Origin of the sequence: Paenibacillus sp. FSL L8-0333 (genome assembly GCF_037965665.1) — a bacterium.
Taxonomy (GTDB): domain Bacteria; phylum Bacillota; class Bacilli; order Paenibacillales; family Paenibacillaceae; genus Paenibacillus_AQ; species Paenibacillus_AQ odorifer.
On sequence record NZ_CP150186.1, the window covers coordinates 1,623,608 to 1,648,310 of the forward strand.

Below are 24,703 nucleotides of genomic sequence, written 5' to 3' on the forward strand. Positions count from 1 at the left end.
TAAGGTGATGGTGGGGGATATATCCAATTGAAATCTGAAATGAATTTAAAGCTGCTAAATCCGGTGGTATATTTAATGCAGCTAATTCTATAATATAGCTAATTCTATAATGCAGTTTAGCTTATTAATAATAGTCTTTGAGAATAACTTATACAGAATAGGAGAGATACGATGAGCGAGCGTATACCCTGCCAAACCTCAGGCTGCAAGGGAAGCATACTTCCTGCAACTGCTTTAAAGACAGGTGGAATCTGCATGCCCTGTCATCAGAGGAAGCTTGCGCTGGAGGAAAAGGCTTATATTGAACAAAATCGAAAAGACATTGATTTGTACGCAGGTGTGAATGATCCGGTTGAAATTCTTAAAATCATGCACAAACCGCGGAGATTGAGCCCGCTTGAACACGTAATTCCCTATCACAAAACCGCGCAAGAGTTATATCGTCAACTGACTGAAAGCGAAAGGGAGCGATTGGAAACCTACGCCATTGAATTGATGGAAGAAGATGATTTTGACCAGGCTGAAACCATTTTACTGTCGCTTATATGTTTTTCAAGTGCATACATTGAACGGGGGCTGGAGGCTTTTTTTCTTAACGGGAAGTATTATCCCGGCATTCTCTATAAAGAAGCGGGTCAGGAGATCCGTGATAAGATCATTCATCAGTTAGAGCATGACTCGGAAAACCGTAATCATTTGCTGCTTGCAATGGCCTGGATTGGTGATGAAGAGGTTGTTCGGCAGTTCGAGACATGGCGGCAGCATCCGCCTCGATGGACATCGGAGTTAAATGTGTCTCCGGAAAGCTATGCTCACGAAGCAGGATGGGAATTAGATCCCGACGGTGGGAAAAGGCTGCTTTTTTACCCCGAGAGTTATCATTTTGAAGTAAACAGGGACGGAAAAAATGGGATGGATCGGGATCATACGGCGGTAGCGGCGCTACAGGCGGGTGAGCATTCCTGCCCTTGGTGTGGCGGTAAGTTGACAGTGCTGTTTGATTACGATTTGCAGAATCCACTGGTTCAATTTATGAAGCTTTCCGGCCAGCGGTTAAGGATTGCAGCTTGCATGCATTGTAATTGTTATGGCACCGTGTTTATGAAAGCGGAGCTGGATGGCCAATATTCGTGGAGTGAATATAATACCGTTCCTGATTTTTTGCCTGCAAATGAAGACAGGGAAGAAATAGCATGGCATGCCATGCAGCTATCGGAACGACAGATGGGAACCTATGAAAATTCATATTGGATGCTTGAGGCGCCTGCGTCGCAGATTGGAGGACATCCGGCTTGGATTCAGGATGCGGAATATCCTGTGTGCCCTTGCTGTTCGAAGACGATGAAGTTTATTGCCCAAATGGACATGGAACAGGCCGAGGACAGCGAGGGGATTTATTATGCATTTTTGTGTGAGGGTTGCCTGCAGGTAGCTGTGAATTACCAGCAGACGTAAATCAACTTATTTCTGGTTAGCGTAGATTGGAACTTCAGACTTAAAAAGAAAAATGCTGCCTTAGACAACTAAGGACGGCATTTTTTTATTTTGTATAAACATGATGATCAAAGTACCTTGACTGTCACAGTAGTATGATATACAATGCGATTATGAGGTGATGAAATGAGTGAGAACAAAATCACATCCGATCTGCTGCGAGGACATACCGATACGATGGTATTGCGGCTCTTGTCCGAAGCCGATCGTTATGGATATGAAATCGTCAAATTGATTGCTGAGCGTTCCGGAGGCGAGTATGAATTAAAAGAAGCTACGATGTACTCCAGCGTCCGGCGGCTTGAGGCAGACGGTGACATTGAATGGTATTGGGGGGATGAGTCTCAGGGGGGACGACGGAAGTATTTTCGGATTACCGAGAAGGGGAAAGCTGTTTACGCCAATAACAAGACTAATTGGGAGTATGCAAAGCGTGTGCTTGAAAACTTATTATAAGGAGACTTGATAATATGAATGAGAAATTAAACATGTATTTAAATGGCGTATTCGCACCCTATGACGGGATAAAAAGCGTTGCTGAATTAAAGAGTGACCTCCTTTCCGATTTGCAGGAGCGGTTCAGTGAACTCAAGGCTGAAGGCAAGGATGATGAAACGGCGTTTAAGATGACGATAGACAGCATCGGCGACATTGAACAGACGGTGCAGGAGGTTGCCAATCTCTCCCGTTCACTTGAGCGGCAGGTGGTGACGAGCTTTAGGGCGAGCAACTTATCGAAGAGCGATTTTGCAGGCGTTACCGCCCATAAAGGGGATTTTAAAGTGAGCGCGTTGCGGGGTTCCGATTTTACAGGCGCTGACTTGACTGGCAGTTCTTTCGCGGGCAGTGACGTAGGCGAGGCCAAGTTCGACAGCGCTAATCTCACCGACTGCAATCTGTCCGGCATTGAACTGGCAAATGCGAGCTTTCACAAATCTATTCTTGTTCGCACCAACTTTAGCTCATCAGGACTTACAGGGGCGAAATTTATCAGTGCAAGACTGACCGACGTCAAGCTGTGTACGACTGATCTTACGAAAACAATCTTTGAGAGCTGTATCTTTGACGGTGTGGAATTTAAAACCTCAGATCTGCGGGGATTATGTTTTGACGGCCAGACCTTTATCGGGGTCAAGTTTGAAAAGTCGGCGCTGAACGATATTTCGTTTAGAGGTGCGACGTTAAAAAATGTGTCATTCCTCTCCGGGTTTTCGTTATCCAAGAAGTTTTATCGTGCAATTAAAACGATCAACTTTGACGGTGCAATGATGGATAAGTTGACCTTCGCTGCGCTCAAAGGCATGGAAGCTGATTTGACAAAGGTTACAGTCCTATAAGCCGGAGCTTCCGAAGTGAGTTTTGCGGGGAGAATTCCATGAAGATATGCTAACAAAACCTTGAGGAGGGAATGCAATGAACAAGTCCATTAAAGTGGTTGGGTTGGAAAAGTCCTACAGACAGCTTCAAGTTTTAAAGGGGGTGGATTTTGAAGTGGAGCAGGGCAGCGTTTTTGCCCTGCTTGGCTCCAATGGCGCAGGCAAGACCACCATTGTCAAAATCCTCACCACTTTGCTAAATCAAGATGGTGGGACTGCTGCAGTGAACGGATTCGATGTCGCCACAAAGCCTGATTATGTACGCCAGTCCATCAGCCTGACGGGTCAATTTGCCGCCGTGGATGAGATTCTGACCGGCCGGGAAAATCTGATCATGATTGCGAGGCTCCGCCATGAGAAGCATCCGCGTCAAGTTGCGGACGATCTGCTGGAACGCTTCACTTTGACCGATGCCGCGGATCGCAAGGTATCCACTTATTCAGGCGGGATGCGCCGGAGATTAGATCTCGCGATGAGTCTTGTTGGAAAACCGCAGATTATTTTCCTCGACGAACCAACCACTGGACTTGATCCTGAGGCAAGGATTGATGTATGGAAGATGGTTAAGGAGCTTGCCGACGGCGGTACGACTGTCTTTTTGACGACGCAGTATTTGGAAGAGGCAGAGCAGCTTGCTGATCAAATCGCCATTCTACATGAAGGTAAAATTATTGCGAGCGGTACACTCGAAGAACTAAAAAAGCGATTCCCGCCCGCAAAAGTTGAGTACATTGAAAAGCAGCCGACGCTGGAGGAGATATTCCTCGCAATCATCGGCAAAAAGGAGGGAAAGTAAATGGAAATGATTAAGAAGCACTTTTTCAGTGACATGAGTGTAATGCTTGGACGCTCTATGCGCCATATTCTCCGCAGTATGGATACCATCATCACGGTAACTATCATGCCAATTGCATTTATGCTGTTGTTTGTTTACGTGTTCGGTGGGGCCATCCAGGCGGGTACGGATAACTATGTGAATTATTTATTGCCCGGGATCATACTGATCGCTATTGCAAGTGGTGTAACTTATACGGCTTACCGCCTGTTTAACGATGTGCAAAAAGGGATTTTTCAAAGATTCCATTCTATGCCGATTGCACGTTCTACCATGCTGTGGGGACATGTGCTGACCTCCCTGATATCCAATGCGATTTCAGTTAGCGTCATCATTCTTGTTGCATTGATTATGGGGTTTCGTTCATCGGCAGGAGTGCTCTCATGGCTGGCGGTTGCTGGCATCCTCATATTGTTTACGCTGGCTCTAACTTGGGTCGCGGCAATTGCTGGACTATCCGCAAAATCGGTGGACGGCGCGACTGCTTTTTCCTATCCGATTATTTTCCTTCCTTTCATCAGCTCGGCCTTTGTGCCTACCGAATCGATGCCGCCAGTCGTTCGCGCCTTTGCTGAAAACCAGCCCGTTACATCTATAGTAGAGGCGGTTCGCTCCCTCCTGATGGGGCAGCCTGTCGGCAATGATATTTGGGGAGCCATCATATGGTGCATAGCCATTCTAGTAGTTGCGTATTTATTAGCGATGCGGGTATACAAACATAAAGTTGTTTAATTGCCAGATAACGTTACAGGATTTAGAAGCGACTTGTCTGCGGATGGGTTGCTTTTTTTCATTTCTCTACGTATCACTAAGCTGTATCCCTTTTTCTTTCACAAACTTCTCCAGAACCTTGAAATCCTCAGTAACCTTTTTAAAAGGTAAGGCTTCCAGTACCTGATCCCGGTAATCCTTTTTGGCGGCAATGGACAGGCGGGAATCAAGTATGCTGAGCACACCAAGGTCAGTTTCACTGCGGATCAGGCGCCCGGTTCCTTGTCTTAACCGAAGCAGCATGTCCGGTACAAAAACCTCCTTCAAGGGATTCTTTGCCATCGAAGTCTTATATTCATAGACAGGATCGGCAGGAACAGGGAAAGGCAGACGGAAAATGATTAACTGCGACAAATCGGAACCCTCGATATTCACACCTTCCCAGAATACACCGGTACTAAGTAGAACGCCTTTACTGCCCCGAAAGTCAGCGATCACCCCGTCCTGGGACGAGCCTTCCCTTTGAACATGTAATGCCCATGCAAGCTTCTCAGAGTTTAACTTCTTATGAATATACTTCATATCCTCTTTAGCTGAAAAAAGAACTAATGTCCGCCCGTCTGTTAAATTACAGAGCCTCATCATTTCCTTGTATGCCGCTTCAAGATAATCTTCCCGCCGCCGATGGTTATAGTAGGGGATGTCCTTGGCAATATACAGCATGGTGTGGTTGTCATAATCAAACGGTGAAGCTTGGCGCTCCATATAATCTCCCCTGTAACCGAGGGACTCAGTGAGATAAGCGTATTGTTCCTCCAGCGTTTCTCCGCTTTGACACATGGTTGCTGACGTTAAAATAACTGAGGTTTTCCCGTTAAATAAGGTATATTTCAGAAACTGGCTTATCCCTTTAGGGCAGATACTAAGGGTACTCTCCCGCTGGGTATTACTTGCCCAGATCAGATAGTTATCCTCTACTCCGGCGAGTACATCAAAGAGGTCGATAAGTCCGTTCATGGCTTCAAAAATATTGTCAATCTCCCGTTCATGCCGTGAAGTTAAGACGGAAAGGCTGAGATTAAAATCTTTTAAAACCTGTGCCGCTCGTCTTAAGGGGATTCCTGTGATCTGCGATATTTTTATACGGTCATTGTCCTGCTTGGCTGTTTGCAGTAAGTCTGCCTCTACTTGTTTAAAAATATGGCCAACGCATCTTTTTATAAATTTAAATTGCGGCATAAGCTCCGTATCGGCAGATTGCTTGAAGAGAATCTGTAAGGCGTCATCCAGAATACGGCAGGTTCCCCGGTAAGTAAATTCGAGCGTTCTTGCATCTCTAACCTTTGCTTCCAGATTATGCGCTTCATCAATTACGATCAGAGCCGGCCGTTCGGTGATTAACCCCTTCGTTCCTTCCTTTTTCTTGATTAAATCACGGATGAGCAGATCCTGGTTTACGATAATAAAATCCATGTCGCTCGCGTTGGCATTAATTTTAGCTCTCATCTCATAAAACGTACATGTACTTTTATAATGGCAACGTTCAAATTTGCAATCATTCACACAAACGTTAGACCATACAGCATCACTAACCCCGCCCTTAATATCTGCCCGCTCATCAATTTCATAATTCACAATCTGTTGAGCAAGCGCAGACAGAGGAGTGTTTGAATCATCCGCTTGGAACAGATCTGCTGCCCTATACCGGCAAGCATACTGCCCCATGCCTTTTCCAACTACCGAACGTACCCTTGTAAATCCGAGACGACTTCCGATGAATCTCAGATCTTTATGTATTTGTTCTGAAAGTTGTATGGAGGATGTCGCAATAATAACCGGTTGCCTTGAGATTTGGTTAATAAGCAGGCTGGGAATGAGGTAGGCAAAGGACTTGCCGATACCGACTCCAGCTTCAATCATCGCGTTACGACCATTTATATAGGCATCAGCGATATCTAGAGACATATCCTGCTGGCCGATCCGCTCTTTAAGTCCAATCCTGGGGAATTTATCATACATTCGAAAGATAGCATTGACTAAAGAGGGCTCGATGTCCTTCTTTAGCTCCTGCTTCTGTAATTTATAGAGATCACTTAACCAGCTAATGACGACCGCCCCTTTTCAAAATCAATGATCTTCCTAATTATAGTTTTTTTGGTGAGGTTGTAATTATCTTCGATGCTACTCTAACAGTCAAGTGTCAGAATATAATATAGTGATTAAAGCAAAGTGAATTACTGTGTTTTTGAAGCAGGAAAATATACACATATCTTGAATACAAACTACAAAGAAGGAGGATGAAAATGTCATACAAAGAAAATGAATTGCGTTCGTCATTAACCTTAGCAGTTCCAATCATTTTAAACAGGCATTATCATTCTATGACTATGAAAAACATCGAATTCTCCTGGTTTGTAGAGGCGCATAAGGAATTGTTAGATTCATCATTCAGTACGATATTAATGAGTATGGTAGAAGCCTTGTTTTTTGATTCTTTTGGTTACGATCAATACTTAAACCTGCTAGAAAAAGAGGGGGCTGAGCAAGGGGTTTATACTGCAGAAATATTCGGTGATCATTTTGATATTTTACTTGATATGAGCAAGGATTTAAATTTAACCGCTCAGAATATTATGTTTAAGATCATTGAAGAGTTTGTAGATGATTCCGCGATCCGATTGTTTTTTTATAATCGTTTAATGGAATGCAACTGGACCCGTTTTACTGGCTTTGCACAAGGTTATTTGTCTAATAAAAATCAACAGATTGACAATTTACATGAACAAAAAATTGCTGTTATGGGACAAATGGCAGCAGGAATGGCGCATGAAATAAGAAATCCGCTAGCTTCGATTAAAGGTTTTGCTCAGCTTGTAAATATCAGGCTAAATGAGCCGGAGATCAAAGCGGATGAATTGCGTGCATATCTGGATATCACCATCAAAGAGATTGATGCTCTGAATGGATTAGTAACGGACTTTCTAATACTGGCTCGAAAAGGTGACAGTACAAAAAATAACGGCGTAGTATTTAACGTTATGGAGGTTATACATAGAGTTAATAACATTGTGAATCAACTCATACTTAGTGATGATATTATACTTTCAGTAGAGTGCTCTTTAGAAAAAGTACTAACGTTTGGAAGCGCCTCTCAGCTAGAGCAGGTAATTCTTAATATTTTGAAAAATAGTATCGATTCCTTCACAGCTTTTAGAGGCAGAATAGATATTTCTGTTACCACAGCTGCTGAGACAAACGAAATTATTCTACTCTTTAAAGACAATGGAGAAGGAATTCCACAGGATAAATTAAAACGGATATTTGACCCTTTCTTTACTACCAAGCAAAAAGGGACAGGGATTGGATTATCGATTTGTAAACAATTAATTGAAATGTATGGGGGGCATATTAAGGTAGATTCAGAGGTTCAGGTTGGAACTAGCGTGAAGGTTATTTTGCCTTGGGTTTATGATTATCATATTTGAGATGCTGCTGCATCTAAGGAATGAAGGAGCGACTTGCCAACTGGGAAGTTGCTTTTTTTGTTATAGTTCTACAAAAAATCAGGATGTGCGTAAGATCACAAAGCAATTATTGGATACGTTTATACTCAATATATCAATTAAATTTGAAATATAAATTACATAAGTAATTGGAGGTTACTGGCATGGATCAATTTACTTTTACAGATATGAAAAAAATAAAGAGAAAAAATTTAGGTAATGTCGTACCTTTAGAGCTTTTCAGAACGATTAGACTGATTGGTTTATATCAAGCGTTACCCATGAATGGTAAGGGTACAACGTTGACTATAGGAAGAAAAATTGGGGAAGAATTTGGTGTTACCTCGGTTAATGAACTATTCGAGTTATTCGAAGAATTGAAGATAGGGATTCCTATAATAACCCATGAAGATGACAAGGGGATGACGATTGCAGTACACGATTGTTTCTGCGAAGGGTTACCTATTATGGAAGGAAAAATGGTTTGTGACCTGGAGGGGGCCATTATTGAAGGAGCACTTACTAAAATTCGTGGAAAGCGGGTTTCCGTCCGGGAAATAAAATGTAATGTTAATGGGGATGAATATTGCGAATATCTCGTCAAATATTAAATTCATATATAAATGCGAGTAAGCGACCTTTCGATTTTAAAAGGTCGTTTTTTTTATGAAGAAGTTGTGATGGAATTAACATTCATTTAACATGCCTCTTATGCTGAAATGATATAACAGTTACAAATAGGTGAAAAGGTGGCTGTTAGATGAAACTTAGCAAAGAGGAAAAATCATGGATTTTATATGACTGTGGGAATTCGGCCTATTCGATGGCGGTTACAACTGCTTTATTGCCTATTGTATTTGGCATGTTTTCAAATGTTAACAGCAGCATGGATTTAGGGTACTTTAATTCCATTGCGAGTATTCTAGTGGCTATCCTTAGTCCGATTTTAGGCACGATCGCAGATTACAAAGATAAGAAAAAGCGCTTTTTCTTATTTTTCTCTTTGATAGGTGTGCTGGCTACGGCTTCGTTGGCATTCGTTGCACCTGCGAGCGGGCAGTGGCAGTTATTGATTGTGTTTTATATCCTGTCTGTTATAGGTTTTGCCGGAGCCAATATTTTTTATGACTCTTTTCTTGTGGATATAACCACTGATGAAAGGATGGATAAGGTATCCACAAAAGGTTTTGCTTATGGATATATCGCCAGTGTCATTCCATTTGGCATCAGCCTACTATTGATTCTGTTTATGGGGATGGAGAAGTCGATCGGTTATCAGATTGGGTTTATCATTACTGCCCTTTGGTGGGGGCTGTTGACCATACCCATGATCAGAGATGTGAAGCAGAGATATTATATTGAGCCTGAACCAAGACCTGTAATCAACAGTTTTAAAAGACTGGGAGACACCTTTAGGAATGTTAGACAGCATAAAGTTGTATTTGTTTTCTTAATTGCGTACTTTCTTTATATTGATGGGGTAGATACGATTATTAAAATGGTGGTGCCCTATGCCACATCGGTTCTGGGTGCGGATGCTTTTGACACCTTTACCTTACTGGGGATATTATTAGTTATCCAGATCATCGCTTTTCCTTGTGCAATCCTGTATGGTAATCTCGCCAAAAAATACTCCGCCAGGACTTTGATAATCGTGGGGATTGTTACATATATCATTTCCTGCATCGCGGCTTTTTTTATCACTTCAGTGTGGCATATATTTATTTTAGGTGCGCTAATTGGTTCCGCTCAGGGAGGCATTCAGGCGCTCAGCAGGTCTTATTATGCGAAGATCATTCCAAAGGAGAATTCCAATGAATTCTTTGGTTTTTACAATATTTTTGGCAAGTTCGCGGCCATTGTTGGTCCTGCTGTAATGTCTTTAACAACAACCTTAACAGGTAATGCTAAATTTAGTATTTTAGCGATTATCCCACTTTTTATTATTGGATTATTCGTATTTATAACTTTACCTAAAGAGCAGCCTGAACATGACGAACCTAAGGGGCTTATTCTATGAAGTCAATTAAAGCACAAACGGCTATGGCCAAGCATTTGATCGTCATCTCTTACGATGCCTTTTCAGAAGACCACTGGGCATTGGCCAGCCGGCTTCCAAACTTAGCGGAATTAATTAAAAACGGAGCCCATAGCCATAAATTGAAAAGTGTGTATCCGACACTCACATATGTAGTGCACACGACCATAGCAACCGGTGTATATCCGGATAAGCATGGCATCCACCACAACAATCCGTTTCAGCCCTTTATTAAGGAAGAGGAGCAAAATTGGTTCTGGTTTAGAAATGCGATCAAGGTGCCAACGATTTACGATGTTGCGCGCGAGCATAAGATGAGCACAGCCGGAATCCTATGGCCAGTATCGGGTAAATCCTCCATCCAATACAATATACCTGAAATCAGAGCCATCAAAAACGAAAATCAGGCACTGAAGATATTAAAAAGCGGAAGCCCCTTATACTGCGTGGATATGGAGCTGAAATATGGCCGGATCCGCCAAGGGATTGAGCAGCCCTATCTGGATGACTTCACGACCAAATGTGCTATAGACACGATTAAGCGCAAAAAACCTAATCTTCTAATGATGCATCTGATCGATCTGGATGATGCCAAACATGCTTATGGAACTGACAGTGACGAAGTGAAGCAGGTAATCACACGTATGGATAAAAGGTTAGGCGATATTATGCAGGCAGTGGATGAAGCGGGGATAAAGGATGATACGATTTTTTTAATTTTGGGGGACCATGGCCAGTTTAATGTTAGGTACAAGGTGCATTTGAACAACCTTTTGCAGGAAAAAGGCCTGATCTATGAAGAGAACGGCGAAATGAAGTGGAGAGCTTACCTACAGTGTGGGGGTGGAGCGGCTTACTTGCATATCCGGCAGGGTGATGAAGAAGCTGAGCAAATAGCATTAGCTGTTATTGGAGATCATATGAGAGATGAATCCTCAGGTATAGAGAAATTGTATGCTAGAGATGAACTGGATTATTTTCATGTGGGCCAAACCACAAAGTATATGCTTGAGGCTAAGAGAGGTTATTGTTTCGACGAAAGTATGAATGAACCAACGATTGTTGATTTGGACAAACAAGGCGTTAAATTTGCCACGCATGGCTATTCTCCTGATAAAGACGGCTATAGATGCAACTTGGTTGTCTCTGGGGAAAAGATTAGAAATGGGCATCCTATAGGGGACATCGAAATGGTAGATATAGCCCCCACGATGGCAAAGATTTTAGGGATTGATTTTAATCCAGGTGACGGAAGACCTTTAGAGGAAATTTTTATGGACTAAATTAAGCAATGTGAAACGGAGAAATTCAATGATTGAAACGCGAAAACAGAAATCAAATAAACTCAAGATATTCTCAAAAGTATTCATGATTATTATTGGGGCGCTAATAGCTGCCTATGGTCTAGAATCTGTATTGATACCCAACAATGTCTCAGATGGAGGTGTCACAGGTCTAAGCATCGTTGGCTCTGAACTGTTTGGCTTACCGCTAGGGCTGCTAATTGGCATAATTAATATCCCTTTTGTGTGGCTAGGATATAAGCAAATTGGTAAAAGCTTTGCTCTTTATTCCGTTATCGGTATTGCTTCACTGGCTATTGGCACTAGTCTTATGCATCATGTACCGACGATTATAGAAGGTGATACCTTATTAATTACCGTTGTTGGCGGGATTATTATCGGTTTTGGTATGGGGTTAGCCTTACGTAATGGTGGAGCATTAGATGGGATAGATATGTTAGCTGTCTTACTTTCACGAAAATTACCTTTTGGGACCAGTGATTTAATCTTATTTCTAAACATGTTTGTATTTATTGTTGTTTCAACAGTATTTGGCCTACAAGGGGCTATTCTATCAGCACTTGCTTATTTTATTGCTTCTAAGGTCATTCATATTATTGAAGAAGGTTTGAGTGGCTCTAAAACGTTTAAAATCATCACTATTCAACCGGAAATCATGGTCGAGACTATTCGTGACCGATTGGGTCGTGGAGCAACTTATACAGATGCTTATGGCGGCTACTCAAATGAACAATTCAAAGAAATCACTTGTGTCATTAACCGTCTGGAAGAAAGTAAAATAAAAGATATTATTCGTGAAATTGACCCGAATGCTTTTGTAGTAGTCTACGATGTTGCAGAAGTTAAAGGTGGCAGTTTCAAAAAGAAAAATATTCACTAATGACTATAAATCGCGTTGGAGAGAAGCTAATTATGCTCTTGCCAGCGCGTTTTTTGTTTTCTTTGAAGGAGAGGAAAGGCTTGGTATAGATTTAATATAATTAAAGTTGGAATACCTACTCTAACAACATGCTTATACAATAGAATTAATAAGGTTGGAGAGGGGACATGGATATGGATGCTGTTCATAAAGAAAAGATCTTAATCAAAAATGAAAAGCTTATTAGCATGGTCATTGAACGGGCTAAGAGAGATTTTTCTGATGATATTGCAATTATTGGGCTTACAGGTTCTTTTAGTACTGGGGATTTTCATGAAAAAAGCGATCTTGATCTAATCATAATTAATAACACAGAGCAAGGCTGGGGAATATCTTCGTGTTTTATCTTGGATGATATTGGATACGATCTATATTGTACGCCATGGGAAACAAGGATAGAAGATCAAGCCAATCTCGAGAGTCCAATGATTTCATGTCTGGTGGATTTACAGGTGTTATACTGTGCAAAACCCGAATATTTGGAAAAGCTAAATTTATATAAACAGAGAGCACTCGATGCTCTGGCCATGCCTATAGGGAGAGAATGTATCAGTAGAGCGAAAAAGTGTATAGACATAGCAAAACAGGAATATGCGAATACATTACTTTCTGAAGATATAGGAGCAGTAAGGTATGATTCAAGCGAAGTTTTATACAATTTGTTAAATGCGCTAACTCATTTGAACAATACTTATTTCAAACGGGGAATTAAGAGATATTTGGAGGAAATAGCTACGTACCGTTATGTTCCTGATGATTTTGAAAAGACATATATGGCTGTGATAGAGGCGAAGACTATCGATGAAATCAGAAGTGCAGCATATAAGGCCCTTAAAAACATCAATGATTTATATAATAAAATGTATAAGGATTTTGTAGTGCAGCCTGTCCCAAGTTATGATAATCTTGGCGGAACTTATGAGGAATTATGGTGCAACTACCGCAATAAGATTATAGCAAGTGTAGAATCGGGTGATAGATCGTATGCGTATCTTGCAGCAATGGGCATACAAGGTTTTCTTGATGAAATGACAGAATGGAAGGGAACTAAAAAGTTTGATATCATGCAGTATTTTGATTCTGACCATCTTCAAGTCTTTAAAAATGAGTTTCTGAAGGTCATGGATGAATATCTGGAGGAATATAACAAGGTAGGCAGGAAAGTCGAACGATACAATACTTTCGAGCAATTATATAACCAATATATGAAGGTATAGAAAATAGCCCACTACCAATCTTTGGATTGGAGTGAGCTATTTTTTATTTGACAAGAAAACTTGGCGTATTATAATAATGATGACAAGAAAACTTGTCATCATCTTTTCAATTTGAAAGGAGAAATTTTTATGAAAAAGGAAGAAATATTAGAAAAAAGCAGAAATGAAAAAGGAGACGAAGGAAAAGAATTTGTATTTGCTAAAGGCAGAAAAAGCGGATTCATTGGAATGTTGATTGTATTTTGCATTCTGAGTGTCTTCAGTTTATATAATCATAGTCAAGAAACAAATCTTGCATTAAAAGCCTTGATAGCCATGTTTTTTGGATATTTGAGCTGTGAAGGTCTTGGGATGTATTCTGTAACTAAGAAAAAGATGCATTTACTCAATTTCATTTTAGGATTAATTATAAGTGTTTCGTTTTTGTTTATTTACTTTTATGGGATGAGTGATTAGTATGAGTGAACCTTTGGTTTTAAAAAATAAACTGCGCGAAGCAAGAACGGAACAAAAATTATCGCAAGCACAATTGGCAGAAATGGTGGGTGTCTCAAGAAATACTATAAGCTCGATTGAAACCGGACAGTTTAACCCTACTGCAAAATTAGCTTTGATTTTATGTATTGCGTTGGATAAAAAATTCGAAGAATTATTTTATTTTGATTAAAATCAACAGAAGCTTTTCTGGGTTTAACTCTAGATGTCAGAAAAACAGCGATACTCCATCATTGGAGATCGCTGTTTTTTTTTTAGTCAATTATAGCTTACTCAGGAATTTACAGGGTTCTGTTCAACAGATTTGGGTGTAAAAGCTCTTCGAACAACCTTCGTTAATTCCATTAGGATGAGGGAGCCGAGGGCTAAGCCTGCTGCAATCAGCCACTCTGACATTCCAAATGAAGCCGGAATCGAGAAGATTTCTCTAACTCCTGGCAGAACCGCAATGCCGTAAAAGGCAAAGCAGACCAGAACGGCTCCGATGACGTATTTGTTGCTGAAAAGGCCAGCTTCAATAGCAGTTTGACTGTTCGAACGGGCGGCAAAGGTCTGCAATGTACGAGACAAGATCAGGGTTGTGAATGCCATAGCTACGCCCATATCAGGTGAATCCTGAAGTCCGATATACAGGGATATGATAACAGCTATACCTATGAGTAGACCACGAGTGACAATGGCCTGCATCATTCCTCCTGCGAATATTCCTTCCTTGAGCTCTCTTGGTTTTCTATTCATCACATTAGGTTCAGGTTTTTCCATCCCGAGAGCAATGGCGGGCAGAGAATCATTCGCCAGATTGATGAATAGAAGCTGAATCGCTGTGAAAGGATTAATCCAGTTGAAAATAAGGGCAAATAGGATGGCGATAATTGCACCCAGGTTACCTGAGAACAAATAGGCGATCGCTTTTTTAATATTGTCAAATACCGTTCTGCCCACAGATACAGCATTGACAATGGATACAAAATTATCATCGGTCAAAATCATGGCAGCCGCATCTTTGGCAACATCGGTTCCACTGCCCATGGCAACTCCGATATCTGCTTGTTTCAAAGCAGGCGCGTCATTTACACCATCACCGGTCATGGCTGTTATTTTGCCTTTCCGCTGCCACGCGCGGACAATTCTGATCTTGTTCTCCGGAGAGACACGGGCGTAGACACCGATCTGTTCAAGTTTTTGATCAAGTTCCTCGTCAGACATGGCATCGAGTTCTTGGCCGGTTACGGCAATTTCATTCTCAGTCATCAGACCGATATCGCGGCCGATCGCTTGTGCGGTTGTCTTATGATCACCGGTAATCATGATGGTTCGGATTCCAGCCTTCTGAGACTCTGCGATCGCGCCGTAGACAGCTTCCCGAGGTGGATCAATCATAGCTGTCAAACCTACGAGCACTAGATTTTGTTCATCCTCCAATCCGACTTCAGTAACTGTATTTGGTACGGTTTTGTAGGCATAGGCAAGTACACGGAGTGCTCTGCTGGAGAACTCCTCATTGGCTTCGAAGAAGCGTTCAAGAACTTCTGGTGTCATCGGCACTTCTTTTCCACTTAACAGTACATGCGAGCATAGACCAAAGAGCACATCGGGTCCACCTTTAGTAATCATTGCTTTTTGTCCGTTAAAAGTATGCAAGGTCGTCATCAGCTTGCGATCCGAGTCAAAAGGTAGTTCGGCTTCGCGAGGGAAATTATCGCGTATTTCCTTATAATCTTTATTCTTGCTGTTGCTGAAGGCAATAAGTGCTACCTCTGTAGGATCACCCAGCTCTTTACCATCCTCATTAATGTTAGAGTCGTTGCAGAGCACGGCAATATGCAGGAGCCGCCGGGCTTCTTCAGACCATTCTTCAGGCGCTTGATTGAATTGATCACGGTCACCTTCTGGTAGAAAGTAATCTACAACAGTCATTTTATTCTGGGTGAGGGTACCGGTTTTATCTGTACAGATGACACTGGTTGACCCAAGGGCTTCGACAGCGGGTAGCTTACGAATAATCGCATGTTGCTTAGCCATCTTATTAGTACCTACGGATAGGACAATAGTTACTATTGAGGAAAGAGCTTCGGGAATCGCAGCAACCGCCACAGCGACTGCAAACATTAACGCATTCAGGATAGCTTCTGTTGTATCCACAGTCTCATTCGATAACCAAACACGTCCGGCCTGGATGGCAAAGATTACAATGGACAGGAGTATAATTGCTACCCCCAGCTGCTTGCTGAATGTTTCGAGCTTGCGCTGCAGCGGCGTTTGCTTGGCTTCGGCGCTTTCAATGAGTTCAGCAATTTTTCCGATTTCGGTAGTGAGTGCAGTTCCCGTTACTACTAGCGTTCCGCGGCCATATACAACTAGTGAACCGCTGAACGCCATATTACGCCGGTCTCCAAGCGGAGATTCTTTCGCGATGATATTTGTATGCTTTTCCACAGCTTCGGATTCTCCGGTTAGCATACCCTCATTTATTTTTAAGCTTTCCGATTCTATAATCCGGCCATCGGCGGGTACAAAATCGCCGGCTTCCAGCCAGACGATATCACCGCGTACAAGTTCCCTTGCCGGGACGGTTTTTAATTCTCCATCACGCAGCACTTTGGCCTCGGGGGCTGACATCTGCTGCAAGGCATCCAGTGAACTCTCCGCTTTACGGGTCTGGATGACACTTATAACTGCATTGAGAATCAACACGAGGAAAATAATAAGCGACTCCATAACTTGTCCCATAACAATCTGGACAATGGCGGCTATAAGCAGTACGACTACCATAGGGTCTTTGAAGTTTTCAAGAAAAAGCTTCCAAACAGGATCTTTTTTCTTTCCTTTTAATTCGTTAAAACCATAATCTTTTAGACGATTGTCGACTTCTGCCGAAGTAAGCCCGTTAGCTGAACTCTGAACATCCTGTAAACTGTCGGCTACATTGTTGCGGTAATATTCCACTAATGATAGCTCCTCTCTGCTGTGCTGTGTCTTTGTTCTTAAAAATTACGGTTCAAGCCGGGACAAGTTTCAAAATATCGAGCTGCATAAACTGTTTTTACATTATAAATGTGTCTTTTGAGCTTGAAATTGGACGGAAAAATATATGTAAATCTGGTTTCTTCATTATGTTTTTGGCTCACCGAGCACAAGTTTACTATGGGCGCTTTATTTATTATCCTATTTATGAATCGAGTTTATCCCCACCTTGAAGAGTTAAATAAAACTCATAAAGGGTTGAGGCTACGCATTAAAAGAACAAAACAAGACCTGTCTGATGACAGGTCTTGTTTGTCTGCCCTTTCCTATTTGCTAGCGCCCGAATTAGCCGACTCCTGCAATTGCCCTGATTCACGGTGCTTCCGACTCATGAATACCAAAGACAATGCAATTATCGTGAGGATAACCCCAAGGACTTGAAATCCCGCGAAGCTAAACTTACCTCCCATTATGATACCTATTAACAATGAAGAGAGAATGGTTCCCAGGTATCTCGATGTATTAAATAATCCGGAGGCTACACCGATGATTTCTTTTGGAGAACTTTGGAACAAGGCTGCTTGCAGGCCGACATTGTTCAATCCGTTGCTAATACCAAATGCAGCTAAAGCCACACATACACTGATCACCGGTGAAGTCTGATTTAAGGTCACAAGCCACACTGATCCCAATGTCATCAGGACCCCGGACACCAGCAATGCTGGCCGGGGTCCTGATCTATCGATCCAGCGTCCTGCTATTGGAGCAGTAACCAGCGAGCATAATCCCAGCGTTAGCATGAGAATCCCAGTTTGGAATTCACTGACATGACGTACCATTTGCAAGTAGGATGGAATCCCGAAAAAGAGTGAGTAAAAAAGTACATTAACGAGCATGAATTCAACATTAACCCAAGTCATTGCCGGATATTTGGCAAATGTACGTAAAGGAATAAAGGGTGACGCCGCTTTTAGCTCATGCCGGACGAATGCCCCCAGCAGAATGAGTCCTGATAGCAAGGTAATGACATGTATTAATGAGATATGTCCGGATGATTTTGCTGAAAGCAATCCAAGGAGCACGCCAACCAGCCCCACAGTGAAGAGCAGGATTCCTGACGCGTCAATCAAATCAAACCATTTGCGCAGGGACATTCCCCGGGTAATGGTTGTTGACGGTTCGTGCTTGGGGATATGCCTCCAAGATAATAGAAAGCTCGCCACCACGAATGGAATATTGACGAAAAAGATAGCTGGCCAGTCCCACCAGTGAATAATAACCCCGCCAATAAAGGGTCCAATTGCTGCCGCGCCGGATAGGAAGATGGATAAAACAGACAGTGCGGTCGCTTGTTTCTCCGTAATATGAATCCGCACAATGGCCATTCCAACGGCAACCATCATGCTAGTTCCAATGGCTTGCACAATACGGAACACGATGAGACAGCCAAAGTTTGGGGAGAGAGGAGCTAATAAACCTGCAATGAAGGATACGACAAGCCCGGTAAGAAATATTTTCCTCCGGCCGAATAAATCGCTGGCCTTTCCCATGACAGGTTGAGCGATGCTGCTTGCAATGTAAAAAGAAAAAATAATCCAGGAAACACCTGTATAGTCAAGCTGGAATACATTTTGCAGCCTTGGAATAGCCACAGACACCATCGAAGAATTTAAAGGGTTCAATAAAATCCCCAGACCTACTGAAATCATTAACCACCTGTTGCGAACACTCATTTTAAATCCCCCTAAAGCTTATTAATGTCATCGTACTTGAAATCGATTATTCATTCCAACGCATTTTATGTTATGATCTCATTGACTTGAGGGAATGAATGGAGGTGCGAAATGGAACTTCTGCAACTGCAATATTTTCTCGCGGTAGCTCGGTTGGAACATATGACTGAAGCTGCACGAAATCTACACGTTACTCAATCTTCACTAAGCAAAACGATTCAGCGTTTGGAGGAGGATCTGGGGGTACCTTTATTCGATCGGGTAGGAAGAAAGCTGCGACTGAATGAGTCCGGAAGCCGGTTCCTTCGCCGAGCTGAAAGGGCATTATTTGAATTGGAGCAGGGAAAACAGGAGCTTAGCGATTTATCCAGTCCTGAACATGGCACACTCGAATTAGCGGTGACGACCGCAAGCACATTACCCAATATCCTGCGAGAGTTTCGGAAAAAGCGGCCTGATATTCAATACCATGTGCAAATGTTGACCACGCAGGAAATGGTTACACTTCTTAATAGAGGAGAGGTTGATTATTGCTTATCCTCACCTCCAATAAAAGGGGATGACATCGAATGTCAAATCGTCTTTATCGATCCGATTCTTGTGGCTGTTCCAAAGGGGCATCGGCTGGCTAATCGAAGCAGCGTATCTTTGACAGAGCTAAGGGATGAATGGTTTGTTGGTGTAAAGAGTGGCTATGGTACTCGCGATTTAATAGACTCTGTATGCAAATCGGTTGGATTTGTGCCTAAATATGTGTATGAGGGGGATGAACCTGCAAGGCTTAGCACTCTTGTGGAAGCTGAAATTGGCTTAGCTTTCATACCAAGCACGGCACGGAATTCACGGGAAGATATCCAATACCTCCAAGTAGAGAATCACGAATTGGAAAGGGAGATAGCTCTATTGTGGCACAGGAGCCGGTACATTTCTCAGGCTGCTTTGGAATTTCGGGAGGTAGTTGTAGAATATTTTGGAGCGTTATCCAAACAGACAATTTAATTACGCCGCAGAACAAATAACAAACCAAGTCCCCGTTACCTTCCGTTACGTTCAACGGTCCGTAAGTGGGGTTTTCTTTTGGGTTAAATACGTAGAATCTTTAATCATACATACGTTTTCCTATAATTATGGGGGGTAACACCTTTAATATTAGCGTAGTAGTGCGTAGCAGCGAGGCTGTAAAATAGTGTGAGTACACATGAAAGCGTTTACATAAAAGGAGGGGGTCTGTAAGTAAAAAGATTCATTTGTGATGATGTTCTACTGCTCTTCGGAATGATTGTGCCACTGTTGAAATTGAGGATTTAGCAGGTAAAGAAATTAGCGTGGGAATATAGGGCTGGTGCTAATAAGGTAGGTCATTAACTGATTTGTATGAAAATCACTAGAGGAGGAATGCATTAAATGAGTAGAATGCTTAAACAAGTAATCTCGATTTTACTCGCAGCTGCCTTGCTTATTCCGACAAGCTGGATCGCTCCGGTTACTGAAGCTGCGGCGCAGGATACGACAGTATCATCAGATACGGTAACGGTATATCACGAAACTTTTGCGAGTGGCAAGGGTATTGCAGCTCAAGCAGGCAGTGCTAGCCTTACACCTGTGACTGATAAAGTTTTTACTGGCAATGCTGACGGCGCAGCTTTATATGTAAGCAACCGAGCGAATAACTGGGACGCGGCTGATTTTAAATTCAGCGATATGGGCCTAGAAAACGGCAAAACCTACACGGTAACTGCATCCGTGTATGTAGACGCTGATGTGATTGTACCTAGCGGTGCCAAAGCTTATCTTCAAGCGATAGGCAGCTACGCTCTTTTGGCAAATGTGAATTATGAAGCAGGCCAAGCGGTCACCTTGACGAAAGAATTTACCGTGGATACGGACAAAGATACAACGCTGCGTGTTCAATCCAACGATGACGGGAAAACGGTTCCGTTCTACATTGGGGAGCTCCTCATTACAGCAAAAAAAGCAGTGACGGAAACGGATAAAGAAATCTATCACGAAACTTTTGCGAGTGGCAAAGGTTTAGCCTCACAATCAGGTAGCGCTAACCTAACCCCTGTCACCGATAAAGTTTTTACTGGCAATGCTGACGGGGCAGCTTTATATGTAAGCAACCGAGCGAATAACTGGGACGCGGTTGATTTTAAATTCAGCGATATGGGCCTAGAAAACGGCAAAACCTACACGGTAACTGCATCCGTGTATGTAGACGCTGATGTGACTGTACCTAGTGGTGCCCAAGCTTATCTTCAAGCGATAGGCAGCTACGCTCTTTTGGCAAATGTGAGTTATGAAGCAGGCCAAGCGGTCACCTTGACGAAAAAATTTACCGTGGATACGGACAAAGATACAACACTGCGTGTTCAATCCAACGATGACGGGAAAACGGTTCCGTTCTACATTGGGGATGTATTGGTCACAGAAAAGGTGGCTACAGTAGAGCCAACTCCAACACCAGAAACACCTAGAGACCCAGCTTTACCTTTTACCACTGTTACTTTTGAGGATCAAACGGCAGGTGGTTTTGAAGGCAGAGCAGGTACTGAAACGCTTACGGTTACTAATGAAGCGAATCATACGGATGGTGGTTCATACGCTTTGAAGGTTGAGGGAAGAACCAGTACATGGCATGGGCCGACATTACGTGTGGAGAAGTATGTGGACAAAGGCTACGAATATAAAATTTCGTTATGGGTCAAGCTGATCCAGCCAGCAAGCTCGCAGCTTCAGCTGTCCACGCAGGTTGGCGATGGAAGCAGCGCCAATTATGTGCAGCTCGCACCTAAAACCATCAGCGCAAGCGATGGCTGGATTCAGTTCGAGGGAACTTACCGTTATAACAATGTAAGCAGTGAGTATTTGACCATTTATGTGGAAAGCTCCAGTAATAGCGCGGCCTCATTTTATATCGATGATATTAATTTTGAAAAGGTAGGCTCTGGCCCGGTTGATATCGAAAAAGATCTTGTGCCGATTAAGGATGCTTACCAGAGTGATTTTCTGATCGGAAATGCGATAACCGCTGAGGATCTGGAAGGTGTCAGACTTGAGCTTCTGAAAATGCATCACAATGTTGCTACGGCAGGTAATGCCATGAAGCCGGACGCGTTGCAGCCTACGAAGGGCAACTTCACGTTTACCGCGGCAGATACAATTGTAGATAAAGTACTGGCTGAGGGCATGCAGATGCATGGACATGTGTTGGTATGGCATCAACAATCGCCTGCATGGCTGAATACAACAACAGACGCAGCTAACAACACGATCCCCTTGGGACGGGATGAAGCTCTTATGAATTTGCAGACCCATATCCAAACCGTTATGGAGCATTTTGGTGACAAGGTGATCTCCTGGGATGTTGTAAATGAGGCGATGAGCGATAACCCATCCAACCCAACAGATTGGAAAACTGCGCTGCGTTCCGCCCCATGGAAAAGTGCTATTGGAGCAGATTACGTAGAGCAAGCCTTCCTGGCGGCAAGAGAAGTGCTGGACACGCATCCAGATTGGGATATTAAGCTCTATTACAACGATTATAACGAAGACAATCAGAATAAAGCGCAGGCCATCTACAGTATGGTCAAAGAAATCAATGATAGGTACGCGCTGACTCACCCTGGCAAATTGCTTATCGACGGGGTTGGCATGCAGGGGCACTACAGCATCAATACGAACCCAGAGAATGTGAAGCTATCCTTGGAAAAGTTCATTTCCTTGGGTGTCGAAGTAAGCATAACTGAGCTGGACATTCAGGCCGGAAGCAACTATCAGCTTTCTGAAAAGCTTGCTAATGCGCAGGGTTATCTGTATGCACAGTTGTTAAATATCTTCAGGGATCACGCTGATTCTATCAAACGTGTTACCTTCTGGGGAATGGATGATAATACAAGCTGGAGAGCTTCATCCAATCCGTTGTTATTCGATAAAAATCTGCAAGCTAAGCCGGCTTACTATGGCGTTATCGATCCTGATACCTTCATTGAAGAGCATGAGCCTGAATCAGTAGAAGCCAATCAATCTACTGCCAAATTCGCTGCACCTGTTATAGACGGAACAGTTGACGAGATCTGGAGCCAGACCGCTGAGATTCCGGTCAATCGGTATCAAACCGCTTGGCAAGGAGCGAGCGGAGTAGCAAAAGCACTCTGGGATGATCAATATTTATATGTCCTAGTCCAGGTGAGTGATACGCAGCTTGATAAGAGCAGCGTGAATGCACATGAACAGGATTCGGTCGAAATCTTCGTAGACCAAAATAATGGGAAAACGACGTTTTATCAAGATGATGATGGCCAGTACAGAGTCAATTTTGACAACGAGACTTCATTTAATCCTTCAAGTATCGCAGCCGGCTTCGAATCGGCAACCCAGATTTCCGGAACAAACTATACGGTTGAAGTGAAGATTCCACTTCAAGGGATCACTCCGGACAACGATAAAAAGCTTGGTTTCGATGTACAGATCAACGATGCTAAAGAGGGCTCACGTCAAAGTGTCGCGGCTTGGAACGATACGAGTGGAACTGGGTATATGGACACATCCGTTTATGGTGTGCTTACTTTAAAGGGGAAATCTGCCGGTCCGGAACCAACCCCAACACCGACAACAGCACCGACACCGACACCAACGAGCCCAACCGATCCAACAGACCCAACTGACCCAACCGATCCAACGGATCCAACAAACCCAACGGAACCATCGGCAACCCCGACACCTGTTCAAACAGTGACGCCAGCGCCAACAAATGCACCAATGGGTAGCAGCACCGGTAATGTTGTATCAACTCCACAACCTGGAGCCATTACAAACAAAGATGGTATTGTTACGATTAAACTGGAGGTAAAGTCCGATAATGGGTATGTCATAGGTACGATCTCCAGCGACAACATGAAAAAAGCGCTTGAACAGGCTAGTGTAGCGGCAAACGGCAAGAAACAAATTATCATTGAAGTGCCAAAGCAAACGGACACGAAAGGGTATGATATACAATTACCGACCCAAAGTCTAATGGGGAAAGAAAACTATGAACTATTGCTTAAGACGGAAAATGCCACAATTCAAATTCCAAGCAATATGTTGTCCAATGTAACAGACAGTGCTGAACAAGTATCCATACGAATAAATAAAGTCACCACGGACAGCTTGGAAGCAGCTACCCGCAATATGATCGGCAACCATCCAATTATCGGTCTAAGCTTAGTAGCAGGTGACAAAGTTATTCCTTGGAATAACCCTAACGCACCTGTAACGATAGCCATTCCTTACGTGCCGACAGCGGAGGAGCTTAACCATCCAGAGCTTATCGTCGTTTGGTACATCGATGGCAAAGGCAACGTAATGCCGGTTCCGAACGGTCGATATGATGCTGCAACCCAAACGGTTGTCTTTCAAACAACCCACTTCAGCACTTATGCAGTAACCTTCGTAAAGAAAGACTTCGGAGATCTGCAGAATCTGTCATGGGCTAAACAAGCTATAGGCGTTATGGCGGCTCGCGATATCATCAAAGGAACGTCGGTGAACAGCTTTTCACCTGCAGATTCAATCAAACGAGCGGATTTCATTGCTCTCCTCGTAAGAGCACTTGAACTGAAGGGAACGGGCAAAAGTGCAATAATGTTCAACGATGTCCAAAAGACGGACTATTATTATGATGAACTGGTCATCGCGAAGGAACTGGGAATTGCTACAGGTTTTAAAGATGATACGTTCAGACCCAATAGCAATATCTCCAGACAAGATATGATGGTGCTGACAGCACGCGCGCTGGCGGCAGCCCGCAAGCAAGTTAAGGCGAGCGGTACTGTAGCTGCTTATCTAGATGAAGCAAGTATATCCAGCTACGCAAAAGACAGCGCATCATTGTTGATCAAATCCGGAGTTGTAAACGGAAAGAATAATAGAATTGCGCCGAACGATACGCTTACCCGTGCTGAAGCGGCAGTCATCCTGTACCGTATCTGGAAGCTGTAGTCCCGGCAGCAGAGAAAAAAAGTCTGAATTGGCTCATGTTCATTTTTAATCTGAAGAGCGGAAATACGTGTATATCCATCCCTTGCGTTCTTCTGTTTTAAGCATCGCTGCTCACCTCCCTGCGGAGAGGAG

General features: G+C 43.0%; 18 protein-coding genes. 15 read left to right on the forward strand and 3 right to left on the reverse strand.

Annotated features, from left to right (window positions below):
• Positions 1–171 precede the first annotated feature (171 nt).
• From NYE72_RS07115 to NYE72_RS07135, 5 genes are all read left to right on the forward strand, one after another.
• Positions 172–1,455: a hypothetical protein gene (locus NYE72_RS07115; RefSeq protein ID WP_038569393.1), complete on the forward strand. Its 1,284-nt coding sequence runs from the start codon at positions 172–174 to the stop codon at positions 1,453–1,455.
• A 165-nt stretch (positions 1,456–1,620) separates the two neighbouring features.
• The gene (locus NYE72_RS07120; RefSeq protein WP_036675798.1) at positions 1,621–1,950 is read left to right on the forward strand and encodes a PadR family transcriptional regulator; all 330 of its coding nucleotides are present in this window, start codon (positions 1,621–1,623) and stop codon (positions 1,948–1,950) included.
• A 14-nt stretch (positions 1,951–1,964) separates the two neighbouring features.
• Positions 1,965–2,831 (forward strand): pentapeptide repeat-containing protein, encoded by an 867-nt coding sequence (locus tag NYE72_RS07125; RefSeq protein WP_038569394.1) that lies wholly within the window; start codon positions 1,965–1,967, stop codon positions 2,829–2,831.
• A 76-nt stretch (positions 2,832–2,907) separates the two neighbouring features.
• A complete protein-coding gene (locus tag NYE72_RS07130; RefSeq protein ID WP_036675796.1) occupies positions 2,908–3,666 on the forward strand; it encodes an ATP-binding cassette domain-containing protein in 759 nt (252 codons plus the stop codon).
• Positions 3,667–4,437, forward strand: a complete 771-nt coding sequence (locus NYE72_RS07135; RefSeq protein WP_038569396.1) for an ABC transporter permease — start codon at positions 3,667–3,669, stop codon at positions 4,435–4,437.
• A 66-nt stretch (positions 4,438–4,503) separates the two neighbouring features.
• Here the strand turns inward: NYE72_RS07135 and NYE72_RS07140 are convergent, their stop codons facing one another.
• Positions 4,504–6,435: an ATP-dependent DNA helicase gene (locus NYE72_RS07140; RefSeq protein ID WP_244886435.1), complete on the reverse strand. Its 1,932-nt coding sequence runs from the start codon at positions 6,433–6,435 to the stop codon at positions 4,504–4,506.
• A 284-nt stretch (positions 6,436–6,719) separates the two neighbouring features.
• On the opposite strand from NYE72_RS07140, the gene NYE72_RS07145 reads away from it, so the two are divergent.
• From NYE72_RS07145 to NYE72_RS07180, 8 genes are all read left to right on the forward strand, one after another.
• A complete protein-coding gene (locus NYE72_RS07145; RefSeq protein WP_038569398.1) occupies positions 6,720–7,901 on the forward strand; it encodes an ATP-binding protein in 1,182 nt (393 codons plus the stop codon).
• Positions 7,902–8,083: 182 nt separating this feature from the next.
• Positions 8,084–8,530: a V4R domain-containing protein gene (locus NYE72_RS07150; RefSeq protein WP_036675792.1), complete on the forward strand. Its 447-nt coding sequence runs from the start codon at positions 8,084–8,086 to the stop codon at positions 8,528–8,530.
• Between the two features lie 149 nt (positions 8,531–8,679).
• Positions 8,680–9,939, forward strand: coding sequence for an MFS transporter (locus NYE72_RS07155; RefSeq protein WP_038569399.1), 1,260 nt, complete (start codon positions 8,680–8,682; stop codon positions 9,937–9,939).
• Entirely contained in the window at positions 9,936–11,240 is a 1,305-nt protein-coding gene (locus NYE72_RS07160; RefSeq protein ID WP_052096864.1) for an ectonucleotide pyrophosphatase/phosphodiesterase, read from the forward strand. Before NYE72_RS07155 ends, NYE72_RS07160 begins: the two co-directional genes overlap by 4 nt.
• 28 nt (positions 11,241–11,268) lie before the next feature.
• Complete coding sequence (locus NYE72_RS07165; RefSeq protein WP_036675789.1) at positions 11,269–12,141, forward strand: YitT family protein; 873 nt, start codon at positions 11,269–11,271, stop codon at positions 12,139–12,141.
• Positions 12,142–12,308: 167 nt separating this feature from the next.
• A complete protein-coding gene (locus NYE72_RS07170; protein WP_254924584.1) occupies positions 12,309–13,397 on the forward strand; it encodes a nucleotidyltransferase domain-containing protein in 1,089 nt (362 codons plus the stop codon).
• 129 nt (positions 13,398–13,526) lie between these two features.
• Complete coding sequence (locus NYE72_RS07175) at positions 13,527–13,853, forward strand: DUF6442 family protein (protein ID WP_036675787.1); 327 nt, start codon at positions 13,527–13,529, stop codon at positions 13,851–13,853.
• 1 nt (position 13,854) lies between these two features.
• Complete coding sequence (locus NYE72_RS07180) at positions 13,855–14,064, forward strand: helix-turn-helix transcriptional regulator (RefSeq protein WP_036675786.1); 210 nt, start codon at positions 13,855–13,857, stop codon at positions 14,062–14,064.
• A 101-nt stretch (positions 14,065–14,165) separates the two neighbouring features.
• Here the strand turns inward: NYE72_RS07180 and NYE72_RS07185 are convergent, their stop codons facing one another.
• Both NYE72_RS07185 and NYE72_RS07190 read right to left on the reverse strand, forming a co-directional pair.
• Positions 14,166–16,838 carry a cation-translocating P-type ATPase gene (locus NYE72_RS07185; protein ID WP_038569401.1) on the reverse strand — a complete coding sequence of 891 codons (2,673 nt, stop codon included), beginning with the start codon at positions 16,836–16,838 and terminating at the stop codon, positions 14,166–14,168.
• A gap of 344 nt (positions 16,839–17,182) precedes the next feature.
• Entirely contained in the window at positions 17,183–18,589 is a 1,407-nt protein-coding gene (locus tag NYE72_RS07190; protein ID WP_038569402.1) for an MFS transporter, read from the reverse strand.
• A gap of 111 nt (positions 18,590–18,700) precedes the next feature.
• Here NYE72_RS07190 and NYE72_RS07195 point away from each other — a divergent pair, with 111 nt between their 5' ends.
• Together NYE72_RS07195 and NYE72_RS07200 are read left to right on the forward strand one after the other, a co-directional pair.
• Positions 18,701–19,588 carry a LysR family transcriptional regulator gene (locus tag NYE72_RS07195; RefSeq protein WP_038569403.1) on the forward strand — a complete coding sequence of 296 codons (888 nt, stop codon included), beginning with the start codon at positions 18,701–18,703 and terminating at the stop codon, positions 19,586–19,588.
• A gap of 405 nt (positions 19,589–19,993) precedes the next feature.
• A complete protein-coding gene (locus NYE72_RS07200; RefSeq protein ID WP_038569405.1) occupies positions 19,994–24,571 on the forward strand; it encodes an endo-1,4-beta-xylanase in 4,578 nt (1,525 codons plus the stop codon).
• The last annotated feature ends 132 nt before the right edge of the window (positions 24,572–24,703 follow it).